Annotated in this window: 2 protein-coding genes; both read left to right on the top strand. The window is 58.4% G+C overall.

Features of this window, described 5'->3' with window-relative positions; genetic code table 11:
- Positions 1–265 precede the first annotated feature (265 nt).
- On the top strand, positions 266–1,384 hold the full coding sequence (locus PHD44_RS12640; RefSeq protein WP_300192248.1) for a hypothetical protein: 1,119 nt from the start codon (positions 266–268) through the stop codon (positions 1,382–1,384).
- A gap of 1 nt (position 1,385) precedes the next feature.
- Positions 1,386–2,336: a hypothetical protein gene (locus tag PHD44_RS12635; protein ID WP_300192247.1), complete on the top strand. Its 951-nt coding sequence runs from the start codon at positions 1,386–1,388 to the stop codon at positions 2,334–2,336.
- Positions 2,337–2,637: the final 301 nt, after the last annotated feature.

The following is a 2,637-nucleotide window of genomic DNA, read 5'->3' as shown; positions in this document are numbered from 1 at the left end:
TCTGACATAGTAGGCAGAAATTTGGCTGGGATTTAGGGACCTATGGGCAGATGGATTTTCAAACTTCGGGCAGTACGGCCCCATAAACAATGTGGGCCAGCCGTGAAGCGACCATCTGTTTCTCGCCTTCTTCCTGGCTAAATTCCTGCCTATTTTTGACCACAATGTGTGGCGAAGGTAGGCTGTACGTAAACAAATACCGAGTGTCCCCTCGCGGGCCTCGGGAAAAGAACGCCCGCGAGGGCAAACTAAGGAGGTGGCGCACATGCGCCACACGATTGCCGTAGTCGTAATGCTGTTCATCCTGACCGTCGGGCTTGTCATGCCGGCGACTGCCGGGTTTTCATTTGCCCCCACCTTCCTGTTCGCGATTCGCGACGGACAGGTGGAGACACACTACCTTGTGCGGTTCGTGGGGGCGGAGTCGGGGGAGCTTGCTCCCACCGGCAACGTCCTTCGGCCATTGCCTGGCGAAGAAGTTGTTTGTCAGGTACTGCAGGTGCACGCCGGAGTGCGCCTGCGCGATTTTTCGTTCCGGTTCGCTCGCGTAGCGATCCCGGAGAGTGAAGATTGGGTTTCGTTTGCGCTCGACGAGGCCTACGGTCATATCGGACGGCTGGGTTGTTTTCAGCCTGTGCCGAATGACTTGGCTACTCCTCTACGGTTCAGACTGCACGTGGAGGATGGCAAGAGCCATGAGGTCCGGATCTTCGGCTTCAAGGAGCCGATTATCAACGGGCTGATGTCGCTGCTCGGCTTGTCTAAAGACGACCTCGTGGAGTATTCACTTCTCTACGTGGTTCCGCGTGAGTCGAAGCCGGAGGTTGTGGCGCCAACGGCAGCTGTGACCACAGTTATTGATGGGTCGCAGTTTGCTGATGCCGAGGCGACGACGGAGAACTTCCGTCGAGCGGCTGAGGCGCTGGCGGCAGTTCAGGGACAGGTCGCGCAAGCAGTTGAGCGTCTAAACCTGAACGATGTCGCTTTGGCGGAAGGGATTCAGGCTAACGGGATGGCGATCGCTGAGCTGGAAGCTCGGGTCGCCGCCACTGAGACTTGGATCCGGTCGGTTGAGGGCAGACAGGTATTAGTGCCCCCAACCGCTAAGACATCCTCGCAGCATTCGGTGTCAGCCGAGCGCTGTGACTTTCGGATTAACCTTCCTCCGGGGGTGGTGACGCGAGTCGAGACGCTCGACGAGCGGGGTTCTCGGGTCTATGACCGGCGCTACGCCGGCTATATCCCGATGAACAACTACCCCGAGGGGCTGACATTCTGTCTGCGACTGACTTGGGAGGGAGCTTCGGCTCCTGATCCCTGGAAGGTCGTGCGCAGCGTCCGCCCGAATATGGTCGTTAACTACACCAATATGGAGGTGAGGTGAGATGAAGAAACTCACCTTTGTCGTGCTGATGTTCATCGCCCCGCTTTGCGGGGCTTGGGCGCAGAATGGCGCCCCGGGGGCAGAGACCGCTTTCTCTGCTCCCACTCAGACGGTGGAGCTCAGTGGCCGGACCCAGCTCTACATAAACTGGGCGCGGCCACTCTCGCCGACCGAGTCTGCCTTTCTGGCGACAGTTCCGGAGGGTACGGACGGCGATGGGCAGTCGTTTCGGGAGCTGATCGAAGTTTGCTTCCGGAGTGGGATTGCCCACGCCGATTCGGCGCCGCGGTACGGATGGGCCGACGGGAACGGCGTAGTCTACAACTACGCCTACTACTGCCGGCTCCTCCAGCCAGCGGACGCAGCGCATATCTGGCGTCTGCGTCTTGACACCTGGCGCCTGCCGGAGTTGGAGCCACCGGCACCAGCGGCGCCGGTGACAGCGACATCGCTACAGTCGGCGAGGCTGGCGACTGTTTGTCTCGAATTTCTGCCCGTCAAGGGCAAGGATGTCGAGGTTACGACTGCGGCGACCCCGACCGCGCCATGCCAGCCGACTGGTGGTGCCATCGAACGTGGTGGTCCGGCTCGCGAAGTTCGCGAGCCGATCGGGGCAGCCTCTTTTATCCCCAACGGCCGCGATGGTCGTGACGGCCGCGATGGTCGTGACGGAGAGGACGGAGAGGACGGAGAGGACTGCCAACCCGACGACGGCACTTGTGGAGATGGCGAACCCGGCCAGGAGCCGTCACCGAATGATCCGGAGGTTATCGCACCGCCCGAAGATCCCTCGGGTCAGGTGCCGTGCCCGCCGGACTCCGATCCGAACGCGCCGCCGGCGCAGCCGGATCATGGAACCGGCGGACAGCCCTGGGAGCCCGGGCCGGACCACCCCAATGTGGCCGACCCGGTCGTACCTGAGGGCGCCCCCGGCGACCCAACCGCCCAGTAGGGCGGCGCTCACTCTGATTGAGCAATGTTCCGCCCCTCACCCAGTCCATACGATGGGTGAGGGGGTTTTCTCCAAGATTACAAATAATTGCGATCTTGGAAGAAAATAATTAAGTCAAAAGTTTTTAAAGTCCATAAAGTCAAAAGTGCATTGAGTTTAGAAAAATTTGTAAATAAAAAAGTCAGCAAAGTCCATCAAGTTAAAACTATTGACAAAGTAATTTAATAATGGTATATATTAGTCAGTCGAAAGTAAAAAAATTCGTAAAGTTAAAAGTCTATAAAGTCCATAAAGTCAAAAG

Source organism: Halothiobacillus sp., assembly GCF_028710545.1.
Lineage (GTDB): Bacteria > Pseudomonadota > Gammaproteobacteria > Halothiobacillales > Halothiobacillaceae > Halothiobacillus.
The sequence above is the reverse complement of the archived record's forward strand: the minus strand, read 5'-3'. Positions and strand labels throughout refer to the sequence as shown.